General features: G+C 68.6%; 16 protein-coding genes. 6 read left to right on the forward strand and 10 right to left on the reverse strand.

The genetic code is table 11. From position 1 onward, the window contains the following. Positions 1-41: 41 nt before the first annotated feature. The 3 genes from AOM45_RS05950 to AOM45_RS05960 form a co-directional block, all read right to left on the reverse strand. Positions 42-1,076: an alpha/beta hydrolase family protein gene (locus AOM45_RS05950; protein WP_030470641.1), complete on the reverse strand. Its 1,035-nt coding sequence runs from the start codon at positions 1,074-1,076 to the stop codon at positions 42-44. A 127-nt stretch (positions 1,077-1,203) separates the two neighbouring features. Next, the gene (locus AOM45_RS05955) at positions 1,204-1,488 is read right to left on the reverse strand and encodes a hypothetical protein (RefSeq protein WP_156094143.1); all 285 of its coding nucleotides are present in this window, start codon (positions 1,486-1,488) and stop codon (positions 1,204-1,206) included. Between the two features lie 46 nt (positions 1,489-1,534). After that, positions 1,535-2,308 (reverse strand): TetR/AcrR family transcriptional regulator C-terminal domain-containing protein, encoded by a 774-nt coding sequence (locus tag AOM45_RS05960; RefSeq protein WP_030470639.1) that lies wholly within the window; start codon positions 2,306-2,308, stop codon positions 1,535-1,537. 82 nt (positions 2,309-2,390) lie between these two features. On the opposite strand from AOM45_RS05960, the gene AOM45_RS05965 reads away from it, so the two are divergent. After that, positions 2,391-4,646 carry an ATP-binding cassette domain-containing protein gene (locus tag AOM45_RS05965; RefSeq protein WP_030470638.1) on the forward strand — a complete coding sequence of 752 codons (2,256 nt, stop codon included), beginning with the start codon at positions 2,391-2,393 and terminating at the stop codon, positions 4,644-4,646. Continuing rightward, positions 4,646-5,422: a siderophore-interacting protein gene (locus AOM45_RS05970; RefSeq protein WP_030470637.1), complete on the forward strand. Its 777-nt coding sequence runs from the start codon at positions 4,646-4,648 to the stop codon at positions 5,420-5,422. Before AOM45_RS05965 ends, AOM45_RS05970 begins: the two co-directional genes overlap by 1 nt. On the opposite strand, the gene AOM45_RS05975 is transcribed toward AOM45_RS05970, so the two are convergent. Together AOM45_RS05975 and AOM45_RS05980 are read right to left on the reverse strand one after the other, a co-directional pair. Further along, entirely contained in the window at positions 5,412-6,740 is a 1,329-nt protein-coding gene (locus AOM45_RS05975) for a glycosyl hydrolase family protein (protein ID WP_051784216.1), read from the reverse strand. The two genes, AOM45_RS05970 and AOM45_RS05975, sit on opposite strands and share 11 nt — an antisense overlap. Before the next feature lie 40 nt (positions 6,741-6,780). Beyond that, on the reverse strand, positions 6,781-7,758 hold the full coding sequence (locus tag AOM45_RS05980; protein ID WP_035912107.1) for a methyltransferase: 978 nt from the start codon (positions 7,756-7,758) through the stop codon (positions 6,781-6,783). A 54-nt stretch (positions 7,759-7,812) separates the two neighbouring features. On the opposite strand from AOM45_RS05980, the gene AOM45_RS05985 reads away from it, so the two are divergent. Next, complete coding sequence (locus AOM45_RS05985; protein WP_030470634.1) at positions 7,813-9,012, forward strand: FAD-binding protein; 1,200 nt, start codon at positions 7,813-7,815, stop codon at positions 9,010-9,012. A 2-nt stretch (positions 9,013-9,014) separates the two neighbouring features. Here the strand turns inward: AOM45_RS05985 and AOM45_RS05990 are convergent, their stop codons facing one another. The 3 genes from AOM45_RS05990 to AOM45_RS06000 are packed head-to-tail and all read right to left on the reverse strand — an operon-like array spanning position 9,015 to position 11,116. Further along, on the reverse strand, positions 9,015-10,025 hold the full coding sequence (locus tag AOM45_RS05990) for a pentapeptide repeat-containing protein (protein ID WP_051784215.1): 1,011 nt from the start codon (positions 10,023-10,025) through the stop codon (positions 9,015-9,017). A gap of 25 nt (positions 10,026-10,050) precedes the next feature. Beyond that, complete coding sequence (locus AOM45_RS05995; RefSeq protein WP_051784214.1) at positions 10,051-10,617, reverse strand: SRPBCC family protein; 567 nt, start codon at positions 10,615-10,617, stop codon at positions 10,051-10,053. Next, complete coding sequence (locus AOM45_RS06000; RefSeq protein WP_201779897.1) at positions 10,607-11,116, reverse strand: ArsR/SmtB family transcription factor; 510 nt, start codon at positions 11,114-11,116, stop codon at positions 10,607-10,609. Before AOM45_RS06000 ends, AOM45_RS05995 begins: the two co-directional genes overlap by 11 nt. A 97-nt stretch (positions 11,117-11,213) precedes the next feature. On the opposite strand from AOM45_RS06000, the gene AOM45_RS06005 reads away from it, so the two are divergent. Then, complete coding sequence (locus AOM45_RS06005) at positions 11,214-13,346, forward strand: pectate lyase-like domain-containing protein (protein ID WP_372497381.1); 2,133 nt, start codon at positions 11,214-11,216, stop codon at positions 13,344-13,346. Between the two features lie 65 nt (positions 13,347-13,411). Further along, positions 13,412-14,656 carry an amidase family protein gene (locus tag AOM45_RS06010; protein ID WP_051784212.1) on the forward strand — a complete coding sequence of 415 codons (1,245 nt, stop codon included), beginning with the start codon at positions 13,412-13,414 and terminating at the stop codon, positions 14,654-14,656. Here AOM45_RS06010 and AOM45_RS06015 read toward each other — a convergent pair. Further along, complete coding sequence (locus AOM45_RS06015) at positions 14,631-14,957, reverse strand: DUF6204 family protein (protein ID WP_030470628.1); 327 nt, start codon at positions 14,955-14,957, stop codon at positions 14,631-14,633. The genes AOM45_RS06010 and AOM45_RS06015 overlap by 26 nt on opposite strands. A gap of 70 nt (positions 14,958-15,027) precedes the next feature. On the opposite strand from AOM45_RS06015, the gene AOM45_RS06020 reads away from it, so the two are divergent. Then, positions 15,028-15,669, forward strand: coding sequence for a thiaminase II/PqqC family protein (locus AOM45_RS06020; protein ID WP_030470627.1), 642 nt, complete (start codon positions 15,028-15,030; stop codon positions 15,667-15,669). 37 nt (positions 15,670-15,706) lie between these two features. On the opposite strand, the gene AOM45_RS06025 is transcribed toward AOM45_RS06020, so the two are convergent. Continuing rightward, entirely contained in the window at positions 15,707-17,179 is a 1,473-nt protein-coding gene (locus tag AOM45_RS06025) for a chitinase (protein WP_030470626.1), read from the reverse strand. Positions 17,180-17,258: the final 79 nt, after the last annotated feature.

Genomic DNA, 17,258 nt, shown 5'->3' on the forward strand with positions numbered 1-17,258 from the left:
TGACGGAAGGGGGAAGCGACCCCTTAAAGTCGTGTTGAGGCTTAGCCGATCGGTTGATGCGTGACGACGTCGACGCCGGGATAGCCGCGGCTGACGATCGGGTTCGGAGTGCCGTACAGGTACTGGCGGAAGAACGCCGGGATGTAGGTGGTGGCGACCTTCCGCTGCTGTTCAGGCGTCAGACCGGTGTCCTGGCAGTGTCCGTCGTTGTCGTAGGTCCACTCGGTGTTGAAGAAGTTGTGGTTGGCACGCTTCGGCGTGACCAGGTGGACGGGGACGAGGTTGCGGCCCTGCGCGTTGCGGACGTAGTAGCTCGCCTGTTCCCACGCCGGGTCGCATTCTCCTGTCATGACCGCGAAGGGGATCTTCGTGATGCGGTAGTCGAGGTTCTCCGGCGCCTCCGGGTTCGGCGCGTAGTACCCGGCGGGTGCCAGCGGAAGAACCGCCTTGATCCGGACCCCGGCGGGCAGTGCGTCCGCGTGGCTGTCCGACGCCTGCCAGACCGCGCCGCGGCCGCCGCGCGAGTGGCCGAGCGTGCCGACGTCGGTCAGGTCGACGTGCCCGCGAAACCCTTGCAGCTTCCCGCTGAGCGGGCCCGTGCCGTTGTTCAGGTCACGCCACATCTCGAGGTGCTTGCTCATCACAGCGGCCCTGGCGATGTCCGCTGGCTGGCCCATCTCCCCGGCGTTGACGCCGTTGAAGCTCACCGACACGACCACGAAACCCTGGCGCGCCAGCTCCTGCCCCAGGTAGTCGTACCCGCGGTAGCTCGGGAACGCGTCCCCGGCCGGACATGGCCAGACCCACTGGTCGTCGCGGCACGGTTTCCAGAGGCCGTGCGCGAGCAGCACAAGCGGCCGTTTGCCGACGAGCGTGCGCGGTGCGTGCACGACCGCGGTGAGTTCGAGATCCGCGACGGGGCCGTCCGGATCGGTGTGAAAGCCGGGCACCTGGAAGGCCCGATCACCGAGCGAGTACTCGACCTTTCTGACGTCCTGTCCTGGAGCTGCTGAGGTGGCCGGCGCGGTCAGCGCCATCGCCATCACGACGACGGCCGCGGCTTTTCCGATTGCCATGCCGAAGATCTCATCGCCCGCGTGTAGGGATCTTGTCCGGACCATGTCACGGTTCTGCCACAGCGACGTTGCCGACGAACCCGGCGAACCGTTCCGCCAGAGGCCCGCCGCCCGCGTTCAGCTCACGTCACAGCTCCTCGTGCGCCGCCACCGACCAGCGGTCGTCGACCACGACCACGACGAACCCCTGCCGTGCCTTCTCCCGTGCGAGGTCGTCGTGGACGCCGAACACCAGCGGCCGCGCGCCGACGAGGGTGCGTGGCGCGTGCACGTGGGCCGTCAGGTCCCCGACCGCGTAGTCCATTCGCATGACGGCTGGGCTGTAGTCGTCCGGGGACGTGGTCGCGGCCGTGCTCGGCGAGGTCAGCATCATCGCGACGGCGACGGCCACCAGGACTCTCCCGATTGCCATGGGCACGATCTCATCGACTCCACGTACTGGGAACGTCCGTGCTTCGTCACGGTTTCGCCACAGCGCCCTCGATCCCGTCGAGCAGCACCCGCAACCCGTTGCGGAAGTTCTCGACGGCGTCGTTCTCCAGGTACGGCAGCTCCGGGTCGACGGGTTCGCGGTCGCTTTCCAGCAGGTGCAGCACCGGGAACTTCTTCGCCAGGTCCGGCTCGATCTCCATCAGCACGGCGGACCGCGCGTACCACCACTCCTCGTCGGCCTCACCTGTCGCGCCGCCGGCGGCACGTGCCTCCGCGACCGTCTGGGCGGCACCGCGCACGAAGTAGTTGATGGCGCCGACGATGCCGCGCAGCTGACGACCGGGCAGCCCGGTGGTGACGAGGATCCTGGCCAGCGCCTCGACCACCGCGAACTCGTGCGGTCCGAGGACCGGGCGTGCCTGCGACACCTGCAGCACCCACGGGTGACGGCCGTAGAACTCCCACATGTCGTGCGCCCACCGCGTGACGGCGGGCCGCCAGCCGTCGTCGAGCGGGTAGGACGTCGGCAGCTCGGCCATCGTGCGGTCGTACATCAGGTCGACCAGCTCGTTCTTGCCGGGCACGTAGGTGTAGAGCGCCATGGCGGTGCGCCCGAGCCGTTCCCCCACCGCCCGCATCGAGAACGCCATGCCCTGCTCGTCCGCCACGGCGATGCCCGCGTCGACGATCGCGTCCACGCTCAGGCCCGGCTTCGGGCCGGGCCGCTTCTCCGCAACCGTCCCGCGCCAGAGCAGCTCGATGGACCGGCGCGGATCGCCCTGACCTGCGTAGACGACCACGGTTGCGACTCCTTACAGCCTAAAGTAACCTCGAACGGCTCATACTTTACGGCATAAAGAATCATCCTTGGGGGAAGCAGCTGTGAACGCTGTCGCCGACAGCCACGACGTGATCGAGGTCCGCGGGGCGAGGGAGAACAACCTCGCGGACGTGTCGCTCGACGTCCCCAAACGCCGCCTGACCGTCTTCACCGGCGTGTCCGGCTCCGGCAAGTCCTCGCTGGTCTTCGGCACGATCGCGGCCGAGTCGCAGCGCATGATCAACGAGACCTACACCGCGTTCCTGCAGTCGTTCATGCCGTCGATCGGGCGTCCGGACGTGGACGCGCTGCGCAACCTGAGCGCGGCGATCATCGTCGACCAGGAGCGGATGGGGGCGAACTCCCGTTCCACCGTCGGCACCGCGACCGACGCGCACACCATGCTCCGGATCGTGTTCAGCAGGCTCGGCGAGCCGCACGTCGGCACGTCCGGGGCGTTCAGCTTCAACCTGCCGGAGGGCATGTGCCCTGCCTGCGAGGGGCTCGGCAAGGTCACCACGATCGACGTCGACGCCATCGTCGACCGGTCGAAGTCGTTGAACGACGGCGCGATCGACGCCCCGAACTACGGCGTCGGCACCTGGTACTGGCAGGTGCTCGCGAAGTCCGGGCTGTACCCGGCGGACAAGCCGATCAGCGAGTTCACCGAGCAGGAGCTGCACGACTTCCTGTACAAGCCCACGACGAAGCTGAACGTCGGCGGCACCAACGTCACCTACGACGGCCTGATCCCGAAGCTGCAGCGGACGATCCTCGCCAAGGACCGCGAGTCGATGCAGCCGCACGTGCGGGCGTTCGTCGACCGGGCCGTCACGTTCGCGACCTGCCCGGACTGCCGGGGCGCCCGGCTGAACGAGGCCGCGCTCGGCTCGAAGATCCGCGGGGTGAACATCGCGGACTGCTGCGCCATGCAGATCAGCGACCTCGCCGAGTTCGTCCGCTCGCTCGACGACCCGTCCGTCGCACCGCTGCTGGCGACGTTGCGCGAGACGCTCGACTCGCTGGTCGAGATCGGCTTGGGCTACCTGTCGCTCGACCGCGAGTCCGCGACGCTGTCCGGCGGGGAGTCGCAGCGCGTGAAGATGGTGCGGCACCTGGGATCGTCGCTGACCGACATCACCTACGTGTTCGACGAACCGACCGTCGGCCTGCACCCGCACGACATCCAGCGCATGAACAACCTCCTGCTCCAGTTGCGGGACAAGGGCAACACCGTCCTCGTCGTCGAGCACAAGCCGGAGACCATCGCGATCGCCGACCACGTGGTCGACCTGGGTCCCGGCGCGGGCGTGCACGGCGGCCACGTCTGCTACTCCGGTGACGTGGCCGGTCTGCGCACGTCCGGCACGTTGACGGGACGGCACCTCGACCACCGCGCGAAGCTGCGGCCGGAGTTCCGCTCCCCCAAGGGTTTCCTGACGATCAACGGCGCGAGGCTCAACAACCTCAAGGACGTCTCGGTCGACCTCCCGCGCGGCGTGCTGACGGTGGTCACCGGTGTCGCCGGCTCCGGCAAGTCGTCGCTGATCCACGGCTCCCTGCGCGGGCGGCCGGACGTCGTGACGGTGGACCAGTCGGCCATCCGCGGCTCGCGCAGGTCGAACCCCGCCACCTACACCGGCCTGCTCGACTCGGTGCGGACGGCCTTCGCCAAGGCCAACGGCGTGAAGGCGGCGTTGTTCAGCGCGAACTCCGATGGCGCGTGCACGCACTGCAAGGGCATCGGTCTCGTCTACACCGACCTGGCGATGATGGCCGGTGTCGCGACGGTGTGCGAGAAGTGCGAGGGCAAGCGCTTCACGCCCGAGGTGCTGCGCTACACGTTGCGGGGCAAGAACATCAGCGAGGTGCTCGGCATGTCCGTGGCCGAGGCGCGCGACTTCTTCCCGTCCGGTCAGGCGAACGCCGTGCTGAGCCGGCTGCACGACGTTGGCCTGTCGTACCTCTCGCTCGGCCAACCGCTGACCACGTTGTCCGGCGGTGAACGCCAGCGGCTGAAGCTCGCGATCCACATGGCGGAGAAGGCTTCCACGTACGTGCTGGACGAACCCACCTCCGGCCTGCACCTCGCGGACGTCGACCAGCTGCTCGGGCTGCTCGACCAGCTGATCGACGCCGGCAACACGGTGATCGTGATCGAGCACCACCTGGCCGTGATGGCGCACGCCGACTGGATCGTCGACATGGGCCCCGGCGCTGGGCACGACGGCGGCCAGGTCGTCTTCACCGGCACACCGGCTGAGCTCATCGCCTCGGACACCCTGACCGCACGGCACCTCAAGGAGTACTTGTCGTGATGCTGACCGTGACCTCGGTGAGGCCGCTGACCCCGCGCATGGTGCGCCTGACGTTCAGCGGGGACGGGTTGTCCGGCGTGGGCACGTGGCCGGACCAGCAGCTGAAGCTGTTGTTCCCCAAGCCCGGCTGCTCGGCGCACGTGTCGGACTCCCCCGACGTCGGCACCTGGTACCAGGCGTACATGGACATGCCCGAGGACGAACGGCCGTGGATGCGCAGCTTCACCGTCCGGTCGCTGGCCGACGGCGTGCTGACCGTCGACTTCGTGCTGCACGGCGACGGCGGCCCGGCCTCGCGCTGGGCCGCGTCCGCGCGGGTCGGTGACGTCATCGGCCGGTTCGGCCCGTCACCGGAGTACGCCCGGCCGCTCGGCGCCGCGGACCTGCTGCTGTTCGCGGGCGACGAGACGGCGTTGCCCGCGATCGCCTCACTGCTGGAACTGCTGCCCGGTGAGCAGCGCTTCCTCGCGTTCGTCGAGGTGGCGGACCCGGCGGAGGAGCAGGACGTCCCCGGTGTCCGCTGGGTGCACCGCAGTGCAGGCGAGGACCTGGTCTCGGTGGTGTCGGCGGTCGAGGTCCCGTCGTCGGTGTGGGTGTGGCTCGGCGGCGAGGCGTCGGCGGTGCGAGCGCTGCGCAGGCACTTCGTCGGGCTGGGAGTGTCCAAGAAGGACATCGAGTTCGCCGGCTACTGGCGGCGGGCGCTGACCCAGGACGACGCCCCCACGCCTGACGATCTCGCCGAGGCGCAGGAGCGGATCGCCTCGCTCAGCGACTGACCACCAGCACCGCGCTTCCGGCCGGCACGTCGACCCTGGTCGTCGTGCCGGTCACCTCCACGTTCTTGGGCCGCGGCGTGAACTTCCCGTTCTCGTCGACCTCGGAACCCGCGAGGGTGATCTCCTTGGAGTCCAGCTTCGGCGCGGTCAGCACGTAGACCCGTGCGTGCCGGGCCTTGGCGGGCAAGGTGATCGTCGCGGTCACCGCGCCCGCGCTCTTGTTGTTGACGAACGCGTTGTTGCCGATTCCCCACGCCGTGACCGCGTCCGCCCCGGCGACGCTCGCCGCGTGGTAGGCACCGGGTCCGGCCAGTTTCCACAACAGCTCACCGTAGTAAACCGCCTGCACACCAACGGGATTGAGCCCGTCGTAGCGGATCGGCGAGTAGTGCAGCGGGAACTGCGTGGAGGTGCCGCCGTGGAAGTTGATGCCCGCACCCTGCCGCGCCGCGACACCCGACAGGTAGTCGAGCGACCACAGCGCCGCCGCCTGCACGTTGCTGACGCCGTCCGCGCCACCGTGGAAGTAGTTGTTCGCCTCGGTGACGCGCCACTGCGGTATCCCGTTGGCGGACCAGGCCTTCTGCATCGCGGCCGAGATGGTGGGCAGCCTGCCGGAGGAGCTCGACGCCAGCATCTTCGTGATGTCGGCTTCGGTGTTCTTCGCGATGTAGACGTGCGTGGACAGGATGTTCACTCCCCTGTCCTTCTGCGTGCGGGCGAAGTCCTCCGCCCACGAGCTGCTGTTGGCCTGGCCGGGACCGTCGAACCGCGCGCCGGGCACCCTCGCCCTGATGGCGTCGGCGAACTTCGTGAACAGCGCCTCGTACTCCGGCCACGTCTTGACGTAGACGTTCGGCTCGTTGCCGATCTCGAACGCCACCAGGTCGCCGCCGAGCGTCCTCGCCGCCACCTCTGCTTCGTCGGCGGCCTTCTCCGGCGTGTTGGTCTTGAGGTTGATGCCGTAGACGACCTTCCAGCCCGTGGCCTTCGCGAACAGCGCGAGCTCGCGGACGTCCGCCGGGGTGACCTCCTCCGCCCTGCCGCCGGGGCCGTCCGGGTTCCAGGTGGTCATGTCCACCAGGTTGCCGCCGATCCGCAACAGGCTCGGGCCGAGCAGGCGGAAGAGGCGAACCAGGCCTGCGTTGCGGGCGTTGAACATCCGCGCGCCGACCCGGTCCTTCTCGTAGCTGAAGCCGGCGAAGTCCCTGCCGACCCGGCTCACGCTCGCCGAATCCACTCTCACACTGATCTCCGGCGCCGCGTGCGCGGGTGCCGCGCTCAGCACGATCAACAGGGCTGCCACGACCGCTCGCATCAGGAGTCCTCTCGTCCTCAGGCGGCGGCCCGCTCCCACTTTAGATCGGATGTTTGCGGAATTCGAGCAGACTGCGCCCAGTGGTCACCTCAGTTACTGATTCGAGGGCCAATCCGTGTGCTGAGGCCAGTTCCGTGAAGTCTTCGAGCAGCCGGTCGCGCCCGCCGAAGTGCACGAGCATGGTCAGGTCGAACCAGGTTCCACCACCCACACCTCCGAGGGATTCGATGACGAGCAGCCGTCCGTGCTCGGGCATCGCCTCGACGCAGCGGGCGAGGATCCGGTGGGCCTGCTCGTCGTCCCAGTCGTGGAGGACGTCGAACAGCAGGTAGGCGTCACCACCGGTGGGCAGCGGGCCGAAGAAACTGCCCCCGGTCACCTCGGCGCGATCACCGAGCAGCTCCCGTGCGCCCGCGGCGGTCTCCTCGAGGTCGACCAGGTGGCCGCGCATCCCGGGGTGCGCGGTGAGGATCGCGGCGAGCAGCGTGCCGTGACCACCGCCGACGTCGACGAGCGTGCCGAAGCGCGACCAGTCGAAGTTGGCCACGACCTGCGGGATCCAGTCGCGCATCCGGTCGGTCATCTGCCGGTCGAACGCCTCGCGCAGGTGCGGTTGTTCGGCGAGGTCGGTCCAGAAGTCCTGGCCGTGACGCAGCGGGTAGGCGGCTTCACCGGTGCGGACGCTGTGGATCAGGTCGATGAACGCCAGGTCGGCGCGTCCGGCGGCGGTGTCGTGGTGCAGCAGGTTGTTCAGCCCGTTGCCGGCGTCCGTGCAGAGCAGTGCGCCGAACTCCGTGGTGCGGTGGCCGGTCGCGGTGCGTTCGACGACACCGAGCGTGGTCAGGTGGTTGAGCAGGAGGCCGAGAGCCGTCGGGTCGACGCCGAGTTCTGCCGCCAGGTCTGTGGTCGCGGCGTTCTCGCGGAGGCGGTCGGGCAGGCCGAGGGTGACCGCGACCCGCAGCGTCATCGGGGTGACCAGGTCTGCCAGGTCGCGGAGCTTCCGCACGTCGTTTCCCACGAAGATCCACCCTGCCACCGCCCGCAACCCGTTTTGGACGCTTACCGTGTGCATATGAGGACCAACTGGGCGGGCAACGTCACGTTCACCGCGGCGCAGGTAGTCGAACCGACGTCGGCCGATGAACTGCGGGCGACCGTGCGCGGCTCGTCCGCCGTGCACGTGGTCGGCTCCGGGCACTCGTTCAGCCCGATCGCCGACACGGCGGGCACGCTCGTGTCCCTGTCGGCCATGCCCCAGGTCTTCGAGGTCGACGGTGCCACGGTGCGGGTCAGCGCCGGCACGACCCTGGCGACACTCGCCGTGCTGCTGGAGTCCTCGGGCCTCGCGCTGCACACGTTGCCGTCCCTGCCGCACATCACGATCGCGGGCGCGATCGCCACCGCCACCCACGGCTCGGGCAGCCGCTCCCTCGCCGGCGCGGTCCGGTCCGTCGAGGTGATGCGCGGCGACGGCTCGGTCGTCGAACTGTCCTCCGCGGGCGCCGCCGTGTCGCTGGGCGGCCTGGGCGTGGTCACCACGGTGACGCTGGACGTCGTGCCGTCGTTCCAGGTGGAGCAGACCGTCTACGAGGACGTCGCCTGGACCACGCTGCTGACCTCGCTGGAGCAGATCTTCGACGGCGCGTACAGCGTGAGCGCGTTCGTCGACTGGCAGGGCGGCGCGACCCTCTGGGTGAAGCACCGCGTCGGCGATCCGGCCTTCGCCTTCCCCGGCCAGGCGGCCTCGGGCCCGCGCCACCCGGTCGTCGGCCAGCCACCGGTGCACTGCACCCAGCAGGGAGGCGTGCCCGGCCCGTGGCACGAGCGCCTCCCCCACTTCCGCGCCGAGTTCACCCCGTCCGTGGGAGAGGAGCTGCAGACCGAGTACTTCGTCCCCCGCACCCGCGCGGTGACGGCGTTGCGGGCCCTGGCGGAGATGTCCACGGTGATCTCGCCGCTCGTCCAGGCCTGCGAGATCCGCACGATCTCCGCCGAGCCGCAGTGGCTCAGCCCGGCCCACGACCGCGAGAGCCTGGCGATCCACTTCACCTGGGTGCCGAACACCCCGGCCGTGCTGGCCCTGCTGCCACGCCTGGAGGAGGCCATCGCGCCGCGTCCGCACTGGGGCAAGCTCTTCACCGTGCCACCGACGTTGCTGGCGGCGCGCTACCCGCAGTGGGACTCGTTCCGGGCGCTGCTGCGGGAGCACGACCCGAAGGGCGTGTTCCGCAACGACTTCCTGGCGCGGTTCTTCGGGTCGACCGGGACCTGATCTCAGTCGACGAAGATGCCGCAGCCGCCACCGTCGTCGCCGTCGAAGCCGACGCCGCCACCGGAGCTGCCGCTGGAACTGCTGTGCGACTCCTCCGGGAACCCGAGGATGCCGGCGCCCACCATGCCCAACCCCCAGAAGCCGTAGAGCAGCCCTGTCAGCAGGCGGACGAAGATGTTGGTGATGGGCTCACCGGCACCGTTCACCCAGACGACGTCGCCGGTCACGGTCAGCGCCGCCATGATCGTCAGGCCGGCACCGCACACGAACGCGACCACGCGGCCTGCTGCCTTCTGGAGGCGCCGGGGTTTCTGGACAGGCGGTGCGGGTGGCGCAGGCGGTGTGTTGATCACATGAGTGCCGTCGGGGACGGCGACCGAGTTGGCCAGGGCCAGGGCGCGCGTCCTCTCAGACCAGCGCGTGGAGGAGTCGAAGCGGGCGCCACCGAACACCTCGAGGTCCAGCCGCCCGGCAGGCATGGGGAGCAGCGCGTCGGTGAAGTCCGCGCCGCGCAGGTCGGCGGAGGTGAGGTTCGCCTTCCAGAGATCTGCTCGGACGAGGCTCGCGCCGACCAGACTGGCCTCGCGCAGCCAGCAGGAGGTGAGCACGGCGCCGGTGAGGTCGGCCGCGTCGAGAAGTGCGCGCGCGAAGCTACCGCCGTCGACGTTGATGCCGGACAGGTCGGCACCGGTGAGGTCGGCACGGCCGAAGTCGGTCATGTCGAACTGCCCACGCCGTCCGAGATCGAGCCCGGAGAGGTTCGCGCCGCGGAGATTCGCTCCGTTGAAGTCGGGGCATCCGAGCCGAGCCCCGCGAAGATCGGCTCCGGACAGATCGGCGCTGCAGAGTCCCGCGCCAAAACCGTCACCCCGGTTGCCGACTGGCTCGAGGTTCGCGTCGTGGAGGTCCGCGCCGTGCAGGTTTGTGCCGTGCAGGTCGTCGAAGGAAGGAAAGGTGACTCCGCGAAGGTCGGCGCCGGGCACGAGCCGTCCGCGGAAGTCGTCAGCCTCCATCGATCGATTGTGGCGCTGACTCACCTCACGACGCGCCGCCCTTCTGGCGCAACACCTCCAGCTCGTCGTCCGACACCCCGTAGGTCGTCGCGACGGACACCTTCGGCGAGGTGATCAACAGCCCCGGCCCCCACTCCTCCACCACGACCCCGCGCTGATGAGCTGACTCGAAGAACGGCTTCCCCGAGATCCCCAACGACACCTCGTGAGGCCAGAACAACGTGCGGCGAGCCCGTCCGGGCTGGTACTCGTGCGCGAACTTCAGCTGGTGAAGGAAGGTGATCCAGCCTTCGGTGATGTCGTCGTAGTACTCGTCCCACTCCGGCAACGTGCCCTTGGGCGCACGCGTGAGCACCACCCGCGTGCCTTCCGGGACCGGGGTCAGCGTGAACGTGTCGTGCCCGTGGATGGACAGCGCGTGCGCGCCCGTCTCCTCCGCGTCGGTGAAGAACGTGCCGTCGATCTCCTGCTCCAGGCCGTCGTACTCCCAGCCGTGCCAGTGCAGAATCTTCTGCTTGTCGCGGAACGACTCCCACACCTCGTCGACCGGCGCGGCCACGGTGATCTCGATTCTGACGCCCTCATCGCTCATCGGACACTCCTGGATGGCCCAAGGCGACCACCCGGTACGGGCGGCCGGAGTCGGTGTCGTACTTCAACGCGATCTGCCGCACCGCTTCGGCGAGGTCGCTCGTGAACTCGTGGACGTCACCCGGCGCGCCGAAGCGGACCGCCGTCTCGACCGTGAAGGTGAGCAAGCGTTTTCCCGCAGCCGCGGCGGCGCCGGACATCCGTTCCACCTCACGCGCGGTGTCCGCGGCCACCGACACCAGGTGCGTCGCGGCGAACTGGTCCTGGACGTCCGCGGCGATCTCACGGCCCGGCCGGGCGCGCAGCACGCGTTCGACGCAGCCGCGCCGTTGCCGCTCCTCGACCAGCTCGACGAGTCCTGCCTGTTCCAGCGCCCGGACGTGGTAGTTCACCCGTTGCCGCGGCAGGTCGAGGGCCGCCGCCAGCTGGGTCGCCGACGCGGGCGACTTCAGCAGCTCCAGCAGCGAGCGGCGCAACGGCGACAGCTCCACGCCCAGCACGGTCCCATTTGACAAATTGATTTGTCAATACCGGAACACGACCGGAAACAGTTAGGTTCGTTGACGGTTGCAACAAACCGCCCCCACCCTGTGAGCCGTGAGAATCCCCCTGCTGGTGGCAGCGTTGGCGGCAGCAGCGGTCGTTCCTGTGTGGACGGTCGCGGCGCAGGCCGACGTGGTGCCCGGAACCGCTTATCAGGTGACGAACGTCGGCAGCGGAAAGTGCGTGGAGTCGCTTGGATCGGCGAACGGCGCACAACTCCGCCAACAAGGGTGCACTGGGCAGAAGTGGACCTTCACGCCCACGAGCGACGGCTACTACACGGTCGGTGAAGGCGCGGTCTGGGACGTCTCGAACGTGTCGGCCGCGGACAACGCGCTGATCCACATGTGGCAGAACTTCAACGCGAACAACCAGCAGTGGCGCCCGGAACAGGTGGGCACCGACACCTACCGGTTCGTGAGCAGGCACAGCGGCAAGTGCCTCGACGTGCCCGGCGCGACCACCAACGACGTCCAGCTGGTCCAGTACACCTGCAACGGGACCAACGCCCAGGCGTTCAGGCTCACGACCTCCTCGCCGCCCGACCCGACGCAGCCGGACTTCGGCCCGAACGTGCTGATCTTCGACCCGTCGATGCCCGCGAGCACCATCCAGTCGCGGCTCAACGACGTCTTCCGGCAGCAGGAAGAGGGTCAGTACGACGCACGCCGGTTCGCGATCTTCTTCAAGCCCGGCAACTACAACGTCGACGTAAACATCGGCTTCGTCACCCAGGTGCTCGGGCTCGGCCTGAACCCCGACCAGGTGAACATCAACGGCCAGGTGCACGTCGAGGCCGACTGGTTCCAGGGCAACGCGACGCACAACTTCTGGCGCGGCGCGGAGAACCTCGCGATCCGGCCGCCGGGCGGCACCAACACGTGGGCCGTCTCGCAGGCCTCCGCGATGCGCCGCACCCACGTCTACGGCAACATGCAGCTCGACGACAACGGCTGGTCCAGCGGTGGTTTCCTGGCCGACTCCGTGGTCACCGGTCAGGTGCGGTCGGGCAGCCAGCAGCAGTGGCTGTCGCGCAACACCGAGTGGGGCTCGTGGACCGGCGAGAACTGGAACATGGTCTTCGTCGGTGCCCGCAACGCCCCGCAGACCTCGTTCCCCGAGCCGCCGTACACGAACGTCGCGCAAACCCCTGTCGTGCGTGAGAAGCCGTTCCTGAACATCGACACCGCCGGCAACTACAACGTGTTCGTCCCGGCCCTGCGCTCCAACTCCAGTGGCACGACGTGGGCCGGCGGCAACCAGCAGGGCACGAACATCCCATTGTCGAACTTCTTCATCGCCAAGCCGGGCACTTCGGCCGCGACGATGAACCAGCAGCTCGCGGCCGGCAAGCACCTGCTGCTCACGCCGGGCATCCACCAGGTGAGCGAGCCCATCCGGGTCACGCGCCCCGACACCGTGGTGATGGGCCTCGGACTGGCGACCGTCATGCCCACCAACGGCAACATGGCGCTCGACGTGGCCGATGTGGACGGTGTGAAGGTCGCGGGCCTGCTGCTCGACGCGGCCCCGACGAACTCACCGCTGCTGATGCAGATCGGCGCACCCGGCAGCTCCGCACGCCACCAGGCCAACCCGACGTCGGTGCACGACCTGTACGTGCGCATCGGCGGTTCAGCCGTCGGACGTGCCACGACCTCGTTGGTGGTCAACTCCTCCGACGTGATCGGCGACCACCTCTGGCTGTGGCGTGCCGACCACCGCGACGGCGTCGGATGGGACCTCAACAAGGCCGACACGGGACTCATCGTCAACGGCAGCAACGTGACGATGTACGGCTTGTTCGTCGAGCACTACCAGAAGTACCAGACCATCTGGAACGGCCAGGGCGGCCGGACATACTTCTACCAGAACGAAATGCCGTACGAGGTGCCCAACCAGGCAGCGTGGATGAACGGCTCGACGCGCGGCTACGCGGCGTACAAGGTCTCCAACAACGTCACGACGCACGAGGCGTGGGGCCTGGGCAGCTACATCTTCGCCAACGCCAACCCGAGCGTGGTGGCGGACCGGGCGTTCGAGGTGCCTCAGACGCCGGGGGTGAAGTTCCACAGCATGGTGACGATCTCGTTGGGCGGCAAGGGCACCATCGAGCACATCATCAACAACTCGGGTGGAAGGGTGACTGCCGGGTCGACAGAGGCCTACCTGGCGAATTACCCGTGATGTTCCGCTGAGCGGTTACGACCGCGCATCCCCGTGCTCCGGTCCGCATAGACTGGAGCATGGGGATGTTCACCGAGCAGTTGCAGCTCATCGAAACCTTGAACCCGATCTACAATGCCCTGACCACCGTGTTCGACGTGCCGGACGACGCGACCGGCCCGCTCGCCGGAGCGTTGTTCTCCGTCAAGGCCAACATCGACGTCGCGCGCACCGCCACCACGCACGGCCTGAAGTCGTTGACCGGCAACATGAAGACTGCGGACGCACCGATCGTGGCACGGCTGCGGGCCGCAGGAGCCACACCGGTCGGGCACGCGAACATGCCGACGCTCAACGCCCGCGGCATGCACACGTGCAGCGACCTGGCCGGGCACACCGTCAACCCGTGGGACGCCTCCAAGTCACCCGGCGGCAGCTCCGGTGGTGACGCGGTCGCGGTGGCCACGGGCATGGTGCGCTTCGGGATCGGCAACGACAGCGGTGGATCGTTGCGGCTGCCGGCGTTCCTGAACGGCGTCTGTGCGCTGAAGCCGAGCTACGGCCGCTATCCGCAGGGTGCGGTCTTCGGTCAGGCCGACCCGTCGTTCCCGACCCAGGTCATGACGGTCGAGGGCCCGCTCGCCCGCACCGTCGCCGACCTGCGGCTGGTGCACGACCTGCTGTGCGGCGCGGACCCTGCCGACCCTCGCGTCGTGCCGGTGCCCGCCTCCGGCCCACCGGCTCCGAGGATGGCGGGCTTCGTACCGGGTGACCCGGTGGTCGAGGAGGCCGCGAAACGCCTGGTGGACGCCGGTTACGAGGTCGAACCGGTCGAGGCACCGCGCGTGGACGAGGCGGCGGAGCTGTCGTTGCGGATGATCGCCACGCCGATCGCGCTCGGGTACGAGCAGTTCGCCGCGTTCGCCGGTGAGGAAGTCGCCCTCAACGCCCGCCACCTGCTGAAGGTCCGGCCGGCGCTCGACCTGGCGGAGTTCCTCGCGGTGACGGCCACCCGGCTCGCAGTCCAGCGCGAGTGGGCTCGGTTGCTCGACCGCTGGCCGGTGCTGGTCGGCCCCGTGTCTACGATCCCGTCCTACGAGCCGGACCAGGACCGCCGCAGCCCCGAGGCGCTCGCCGGGTACTTCGAGGCGACGAAGCTGTGCGAGGCGACCAGTTTCGCCGGGCTGCCGGCGGTCGCGGTGCCGACCGGGCTGCGCGACGGACTGCCGACCGGCGTCCAGGTGATCTCCCGGATGTACCGGGAGGACCTGGCCCTGGACGCCGCTGCCGTGCTCGAAACCGCGCTCAGCCCAGCCGTTTCGGCCGGTTGATCTTCATCTCGTCCATGTCGGTGACGGTGGCGCGCAGGCCCCGGTAGTCGACGCCCAGCGCGTCGAGGGCCGTGGTCGCGCGCCGCAGTCCCGCGTCGTCCGGCTTGTCGGCGGCGGTGAGGATCACGCGGTAGCTGAAGAAGTCGAGCTTCTCGTCGAACGTCAGCGCGCCGTCCTCGGTGAACCCGCCGCTGCGCAGGAAGTCGAAGCCCTCGAGGCGCTCCCGCAAGCCGGCGCGCTGGTCGTCGGTCAGGTCGGCGAAGCGGCCGCGGACGAGTACTCGGTAGGTGTGTTCAGCCACGAGCGAAGATGGTCCCCGACCGCGCGCCGTTCTGGCGAACGATTTCTCCTGTGCGGAAGAATCGTGGTCCATGAACGCAAAAGAGCTGGTCACGCGCATCCGGACGGAGCTGCACCCCGGTGAGCACGACAACCTCGTGGTCAAGCTGATCGAAACGGGCGAAGCACCGCGGGCCGTGATCGCCACGTTCGCCGCGGAAGAGAACCACATCGTGTCGTCGGACTGGCGAACATTCCTCGCGCTGGCGTCGAAGGCGAGCGAGCCGAACGCGCGGGGCTTCTTCACGTTGCTGGCGGGCGGTGAGGAGCTCGTGCTGCCGATGCTGGAGCCGCTCGCGAACGCCGCCGGCATGTCGTCGAAGGACTTCCAGAACTACGAGCCCTTCCCCGGCTGCCAGGCCTACCCGGCGTTCCAGGCGTGGATGGCGCTCAACGGCGAACCGACCGACGTGATCCTCGCGATCCTGGCCAACTTCACCGCGTGGGGCGGCTACTGCGCCCGCATGGCGAAGGGGCTGCGCGAGCACTACGGGTTCGGCGACGAGGCGTGCGCGTTCGTGGACTTCTTCGCCACGCCCGCCCCGCAGCTGGAGGAACGCGCGCTCGCGGCCGTCCAGGCCGCCCTGGACTCAGGCTGGCAGCCGAAGCACGCGTGGCGCTACGGCCGCCTTCTCCAGGCCTATGAACTGGAGTTCTGGTCCACGCTGGCGTGACTGGGGATGGGGGCGGCGCGGCGCCGCCCCCACGCCGTCATCGGGGTAGATAAGCCCTGTGGGACTTGGAGAACTCGTAGTTGTTGTACTTGTCCCAGTTGATCGACCAGGTCATGAGGCCGCGCAGGTTGGGGTAGACGCCCTTCGGGCGGTAGCTGCCGCAGTTCGACCCCTTGGTGAGGCAGTCGAGCGCGGTGTGGACGTCCGCAACGGACGTGAATCCGTTGCCCGCGTACAGCGCGGCGGGCAGGCCGATCGCGACCTGTTCCTGGCGCAACGGCGCGAAGACCTTCGACGTGTCACCGCGCACCGGGAAGCCGGCTAGCAGCATGTCGGTCATCGCCACGTGGAAGTCCGCGCCACCCATGTTGTGGTACTGGTTGTCCAGGCCCATCACGGGTCCGGAGTTGTAGTCCTGCACGTGCAGCAACGTCAGGTCGTTGCGCATCGCCTCGATCACGGGCAGGTATGCGCCCGTGCGCGCGTCACCACCACCGGCGCCGCCGTAGAACTGGTAGCCGACCTGCACGAAGAACGTCTCCGGCGCCATGGTGAGCACGAAGCTGGCGCCGTAGCGGGACTTCAGCGACCGCAGCGCGGAGATCAGGTTCACGACCACCGGCGTCGTGGGGTTCCGGAAGTCGACGTCGCCCGCGTTCAACGACAGCGAGTGGCCCTCGAAGTCGACGTCGAGCCCGTTCAGCCCGTACTTGTCGATGATCGCGCCGACCGACCGCACGAACGCGTCACGCGCCGCCGCGGTCTCGAGCCGCACCTGGCCGTTCTGACCGCCGATGGAGATCAGGACCTTCTTGCCCTTCTGCTGCTGGGCGCGGATGCCGGCGATGAACTCGGCCTCGGACTCGACGTTCGGGCACTCCGCGACCGAGCACTGGCTGAACCACAGCTCACCGCTCGTCGCGCTGGTGGGTTCGGCGAACGAGAGGTTGATGACGTCCCACTCGTCCGGCACGTCCTTCATGCGGATGTAGCCGGAACCGTTGGCGAAGCTGGCGTGCAGGTAGCCGACGAGAACCTTGCGCGGCAGGCTGCCGGTGGGCGGCGGCCCAGTCGTCGTAGTAGTCGTGGTCGTCGTCGTTGTGGTGGTCGTCGTCGGTGAGGTGCCACCACCCGTGCAGGCCCCACCGTTGATCTTGCAGTTGGCCGGATCGGCGGTGCCGGTGGCGTTGAAGCCGAACGTGACGCTGGCACCGGGCGCGACGGAACCGTTGTACTCGCGGTTGACGAACGCGTAGTGGTTGCCGCTCTTGGTGAGCAGCGAGTCCCAGTAGGCACCGACCGAGGTCGACGCGGGGTAGTCGAACTCGACCTTCCACGAGCTGATGGGCGCGCTGGTCTCGTTCTTGATCGTCACCGTCGCGGTGTACCCGGTGTCCCAGGACTGCTTGGTCAGCGTCGCCGTGACTCCGGCGGCACTGGCGGGGGCGAGGCTCACGATCACGGTGCCGAGCACCAGTGCGGCCACCGCGGATATTCGAGCGAACAGCATCGGCTGCTCCGTCCTACGCGTTGGCGGCCGGCAGGGGGTCACCTCGAATTGGACTAGACCATCTACCACCGAGTCAAGG

Origin of the sequence: Lentzea aerocolonigenes (assembly GCF_000974445.1) — a bacterium.
In the GTDB taxonomy this organism is placed as follows: domain Bacteria; phylum Actinomycetota; class Actinomycetes; order Mycobacteriales; family Pseudonocardiaceae; genus Lentzea; species Lentzea aerocolonigenes.